At 68.0% G+C, this 5,170-nt stretch carries 7 protein-coding genes; 3 read left to right on the top strand and 4 right to left on the bottom strand.

Translation table 11 applies throughout. The annotated features are described in order from the left end of the window. The 3 genes from AC5RUJ_RS10625 to hrcA form a co-directional block, all read right to left on the bottom strand. The coding region (locus tag AC5RUJ_RS10625) for an RsmE family RNA methyltransferase (RefSeq protein ID WP_494155846.1) at positions 1 to 419 on the bottom strand (419 nt) is incomplete at its 3' end. Between the two features lie 2 nt (positions 420 to 421). Further along, the gene (dnaJ, locus tag AC5RUJ_RS10630; protein ID WP_494026062.1) at positions 422 to 1,555 is read right to left on the bottom strand and encodes a molecular chaperone DnaJ; all 1,134 of its coding nucleotides are present in this window, start codon (positions 1,553 to 1,555) and stop codon (positions 422 to 424) included. 73 nt (positions 1,556 to 1,628) lie between these two features. Continuing rightward, a complete protein-coding gene (gene hrcA, locus AC5RUJ_RS10635) occupies positions 1,629 to 2,642 on the bottom strand; it encodes a heat-inducible transcriptional repressor HrcA (protein WP_494025935.1) in 1,014 nt (337 codons plus the stop codon). A gap of 146 nt (positions 2,643 to 2,788) precedes the next feature. On the opposite strand from hrcA, the gene AC5RUJ_RS10640 reads away from it, so the two are divergent. Next, on the top strand, positions 2,789 to 3,631 hold the full coding sequence (locus tag AC5RUJ_RS10640; RefSeq protein WP_494075022.1) for a DUF3097 family protein: 843 nt from the start codon (positions 2,789 to 2,791) through the stop codon (positions 3,629 to 3,631). 109 nt (positions 3,632 to 3,740) lie between these two features. Then, the gene (locus AC5RUJ_RS10645; protein WP_494014022.1) at positions 3,741 to 4,163 is read left to right on the top strand and encodes a DUF4870 domain-containing protein; all 423 of its coding nucleotides are present in this window, start codon (positions 3,741 to 3,743) and stop codon (positions 4,161 to 4,163) included. A gap of 79 nt (positions 4,164 to 4,242) precedes the next feature. On the opposite strand, the gene AC5RUJ_RS10650 is transcribed toward AC5RUJ_RS10645, so the two are convergent. Further along, positions 4,243 to 4,728 (bottom strand): DUF4188 domain-containing protein, encoded by a 486-nt coding sequence (locus AC5RUJ_RS10650; RefSeq protein WP_494025936.1) that lies wholly within the window; start codon positions 4,726 to 4,728, stop codon positions 4,243 to 4,245. 55 nt (positions 4,729 to 4,783) lie between these two features. Here AC5RUJ_RS10650 and AC5RUJ_RS10655 point away from each other — a divergent pair. Then, positions 4,784 to 5,170, top strand: a 387-nt coding sequence (locus tag AC5RUJ_RS10655; RefSeq protein ID WP_494155847.1) for a TetR/AcrR family transcriptional regulator, incomplete at its 3' end; no start/stop codon positions are given.

A 5,170-nucleotide genomic window follows, 5' to 3' on the forward strand; every position in this document is an offset into this window, starting at 1 on the left:
GCGCGGACCGCCAGCTGCCATTTCGCCGCGCCCTTGGCCGCCTTGTCCGCCTTCCAGCGCACGATGCTGCGTTCGGCCTGCCACGGCACCACGGCATCGACGCCCAGTTCGGTGGCCGCCTCGATGGCAAGTTCGTCGCGGTTTCCCTTGGCCAGCGCCTGCACCAGCACCAACTCCGGGTCGGGCCGCGGCTCCTGCAGGATCCGGAGCGCGCGGACGGTGAGCTGGCCTGAGGTGCCGGCAACGGCCTCCCCTACCAGCCGCCGGCCCCGCCCGTCGGCCAGATCGACGGCTTCACCCGGTTCGATCCGCTTGACCGTGACGGCGTGCCGCGCCTCGTCCCCGGCCAGGGTGAAGCTGTCGCCCGGAGCAACGTCGTCGAGCTCGCCCGGAGCTGTGAAAAACAGGTGGCTGGTCACGCCTAGAGGTTACCGAGCCGGTCCCGCAGGCGGGCAAAGACGCCCGTGCCGGAGGACGCCAGCTTGCCCTCGGTGTATTCCTCGCCGCGGGCACTGGCGAGCCGGCGCAGCAGGTCCTCCTGCTCCGCATCCAGCTTGCTGGGAGTCTCCACATGCACGTGCACCTGCAGGTCGCCGCGACCGTAGCCGCGCAGGTGGGTCACGCCCAGGCCGCGCAGGGTGAGGGTCTCGCCCGCCTGCGTGCCGGGCTTGATGCTGACTTCCTGTTCGCCGTCGAAGGTGTCCAGTGTAAGGTCGGTGCCCAGCGCGGCGGCGGTCATCGGCACCGAGAGCGTGACGTGCAGGTCGTCGCCCTCGCGGATGAAGTTCTTGTCCGGGTTCACGCGGATTTCCACATACAGGTCGCCCTGCGGGCCGCCGGCGGGGCCCGCTTCGCCCTGGCCGGCCAGCTGGATCCGCGTTCCGGTCCCGACGCCCGCCGGGAGCTTGATGGTCAGCGAACGCCGGCTGCGGACGCGGCCCTCACCGTTGCACTCGTTGCAGGGGTCGGGAATGACCGTGCCGAAGCCCTGGCAGCTGCCGCACGCGGCAGTGGTCATGACCTGGCCCAGGATGGACCGCACCGCACGCTGGACCTGGCCGGAACCGCCGCAGATGTCGCAGGTGCGCGGGCTGGTGCCGGGGCGGCAGCAACTGCCGTCGCAGGTGGGGCAGACAACGGCGGTGTCCACTTCGATTTTCTTGTTGACGCCGAAGACCGCGTCCTTGAGGTCGATCCGCACGTTGATCAGGGCGTCCTGGCCGCGGCGGGTCCGGGAGGCCGGACCGGCGCCGCCCGCTCCGGCGCCGCCGAAGAAGCTTTCGAAGATGTCCTGGAAGGCGAACCCGGACCCGGAGAAGCCGCCGCCGAAGCCGGTGTCGTTGCCGTTCTCGTTGCCGGTGGTGTCGTAGATGCGCCGCTTCTGCGGGTCGGACAGCACCTCGTACGCGTGGCTGACCTGCTTGAACTGTTCGGCTGCCTCCGGGCCGGGGTTCACGTCCGGATGCAGCTTGCGGGCCAGCTTGCGGTAGGCCTTCTTGATTTCCTCGGTGGAGGCGTCCTGGCTGACACCGAGGGCGTCGTAGTGGTTACTCACCTTGTAGTACTTCACTTCCTGGGGATCGGTTCACCGGCGCCGACGGCCGGTGCGGACACTGCGCGGCGTGTGGCTAGCCGGCGAGGATCCGTGACAAATAACGTGCGACGGCGCGGACCGCGGCCATGGTGGTGGGATAGTCCATCCGGGTGGGGCCGAGGATGCCGACCTTGGCCGTCGCGCCCGGGCCGTATCCGGTGGCCACCACGGAGGTTTCGGCCAGCGAACCGTAGGGGTTTTCGCTGCCGATGCTCACCGACATGCCACGCGCGTCCTGATGCAGTTCGGAGAGCAACTGCAGCAGCACCACTTGTTCTTCAAGAGCCTCGAGGATGGGACCGATGCTCAGCTGGAAGTCGACCGTGGAACGGGCCAGGTTGGCCGTGCCGGCCATCAGGATCCGCTCCTCGTTCGTGGCCGCGGCAAGCTGCGAAAGCTGCGACGCCAGGGCCTCGGCCGTGCCCGCCGGCCCCGCCTGCGGCGGCACCGGGGAGGTCTTCAGCAGCCCCGGCACTGCCGCCAGCGGCTTCCCGGACAGCACCGACAGGAATGCCGTGCGCAGCGTGGCCAGGGCATCCTCGGTGACGTCCGCCGGAAGCGCCGCGACATGCTGCTCCACCTTGCCGTTGTCCGCGATCAGCACGACCAGGGCCCTTTTGGGAGCCAGCAGGATGAACTCGATGTGCCGCACCTTGGCAGCACCCAGCTGGGGATACTGGATGACGGCCACCTGGTTGGTCAACTGGGACAGCAGCCGCACGGTGCGTTCCATGACATCGTCAAGGTCGTCGGCGCCTTCCAGCAGTTTCTGGATGGCGCGGCGCTCGGGGGCAGAGAGCGGCTTGACGTCCGAAATCCGGTCCACGAACAGGCGGTAGCCCTTGTCCGTGGGAATCCGGCCGGCACTGGTGTGCGGGGCGACGATCAGCCCCTCTTCCTCCAGCGCCGCCATGTCGTTGCGGATCGTGGCTGACGATACGCCCAGGCTGTGCCGGTCGACCAGTGCCTTGGAGCCCACCGGCTCACGCGAGTGCACATAGTCTTCGACAATGGCGCGGAGCACTTCCAGCCTCCGGACCTCGCTCACTGCACTCCTCCTGTCTCCAACTCGTCTGCGGACAGACCGTTAGCACTCAACACGTCCAAGTGCTAAGTCTAATACGTCGCCGCCGTTGTTAGCATTGTCGGGCGGCCGTGCCGTGAGGACGACAACCAGCAGAGGACTTAAATTTTATGAGCAGCTACGGCTGGGGCCCCCAGGATCTCACCGCCCCCAAGGCCCGGGCACTGCGCGAAATCGGCGCCGAACCGGGATTGGTGCTCGAGGACGCACAGAGCGGGTGGGTCGGCGCCGTCGACCGGGTGGAGAAGTCCGGCGGTGTGCATCTGGTGTCGCTGGAAGACCGCCGGGGCAAGGTCCGCTCGTTTCCGCTGGGTTTCGGCTTCCTCTTCGAGGGCGAGCCGGTGAAGGTGGTGCCGGCGGCGCCCGCGGCGAAGGCTCCCGTCCGGCAACGGACGGCCTCCGGTTCGGTCAAGGTCGAGGGGCAGCGGGCCAGGGTAGCGCGGGCCAGCCGGATCTGGGTCGAAGGCAAGCATGACGCCGAACTCGTGGAGAAGGTCTGGGGAGACGACCTCCGGGTAGAGGGGATCGTGGTCGAACCCCTGCACGGCGTGGACGATTTGGCAGCGGCCGTGGCGGACTTCTCCCCCGGCCCGCAGCGCAGGCTCGGCATCCTGGTGGACCACCTGGTCCCCAACTCCAAGGAGTGGCGGATAGCCGAGGCCGCCATGGCCGTGCCCGCGGCGGCGGGCAACGTACTGATTGTGGGCCACCCCTATGTCGACGTGTGGCAGGCCATTAAACCGGCGGTCATCGGCCGGTCCGCGTGGCCGGTGGTTCCGCGCGGCACCGATTGGAAGACCGGCATCCTCGCCGGCCTCGGCTGGCCGCACCGGACCCAGATAGACATCGCCGACGGCTGGAAGAGGCTGCTGGGCAGTGTTAACACCTATGCCGACCTGGAGCCCAGTCTCTTGGGCCGGGTGGAAGAAGTCATCGATTTCCTGACGGTTTGAGCCGGTTCCGTCGGGCGCCCCCGCCCGCGGAATGCACCGGGAGACGGGCTGGAACAGCTAGGCTAGGAACAGAAGTGAGCCGTCAGAAGATTTTCCGAAGGTAGGTCCAGTGTCCGAGAACTCTGCTCGTCAGCAGCAGCCGGAGCGCAAGTCCGCTCCGCGCCAGCAGTACCAGAGCGCGTCGGCGTCCGCTTTGCCCCTGACCCCTTCGGAGGACCGGCAATGGGCCACCATGGCGCACTTCGGCGGCATCCTGGGTTGCTTCCCGTCGCTGGCGATCTACCTGATCTTCAAGGACCGGGGTCCCTTTACCGCCCAGGAGTCCAAAGAGGCCCTGAACTTCACGGTTCCGCCCACGGCGGTGGCCATCATTGCGAACCTGCTGATCCTCATCCCGGCGGTCAGCGGACTCTTTGCCGTCATCGCGGCCGCCATCTGGGTCTTCCTCACGGTTTATTCCGTCATCGCCGGCGTCAAGTGCAACCGCGGCGTTCCCTACCGGTACGCCTACAACCTGCGCCTGTTTCGGTAGATCTGACATCCGGCCCCCACAGCCGCTCCGTTAGCGCTGCCGTTCCGTCAGCGCTGCGGCCTCCTACAGTGCCGCCCTCCTACCCTGCCTGCCGCGAGAACCGCTGGCGGGCGGTGTTCATCCCCGCCGCGATCGGCACGTGGGCGGTCGCCGCGGCCAGGCCGAAGCGCGGCATGTCGCTGTAGACACTCTCCCGGCCCCCCGGCACCGTCTCGTACGTTTCGTGCCACACACCGACGTCCCCGCTGCCGGCCGATTCGCGCATGAACCGCCGCCAGGGTTCCAGGTGCGGCGCCGAGCGGTCGGACGCGAACCGCTGCAGGTGTTCCGGGCTCTTCCAGTAGCTGAGCATGATCGTGGTGCGCCCGAACCATTGGTGGAAGCCCAGCAGGCCGGCCTCCGGCGATGCCGCCAGGTGCGCCAGCATCGCCGGCATCGCCGACGCGGTGCGCGCCACCTTGCCGATCTTCCACCAGCGGTTCGCCCGCATCCCGATGAGGAAAACCGTGACGCGCTCGACTCCCGGATCGGCTGTGAACCGTCCTGTGTGTACGTGTTCAGACATGAGCCGATTCCTTTCGTAACAGTGTTACAGAACATTGTTATGGAATACTGGGCTCATGGCAAGACCCATAGTCCACGATGATTCGCTGCGCCGCACACTCCTCGACACTGCCGCGGCCCTGATCGCCCGCGACGGCGCCCCCGGCGTGTCCCTCCGGGCGATCGCGGCGGCGGCCGGGACGTCGACGACGGCGGTGTACTCGCTCTTCGGCGGGAAGGCGGAGTTGCTCACCGCCATCCTCGACGACGGTTTCGCCTCCTTCGCGGCCTCCCAGCAGCGCGCCGCTCCCGACGGACTGGAAGCGCTGGGCAAGGCTTACCGGGCGTGGGCCCTGGAGCATCCGGTCCTGTACGGCCTCATGTTCGGCGGTTCATTGGCCAGCCAGGTGCCGTGCCAGCCGACGCCCGGCGCCGCGGAACCGGCGATCGCGCCGCTGTTTGAG

The organism is Arthrobacter sp. Y3223164 (assembly GCF_059091005.1).

Coding starts and splice junctions, on each gene's coding strand:
- AC5RUJ_RS10640 (WP_494075022.1), top strand. CDS start 2,789: ATGAGCAGCTACGGCTGGGGCCCCCAGGATCTCACCGCCCCCAAGGCC.
- AC5RUJ_RS10650 (WP_494025936.1), bottom strand. CDS start 4,728: ATGTCTGAACACGTACACACAGGACGGTTCACAGCCGATCCGGGAGTC.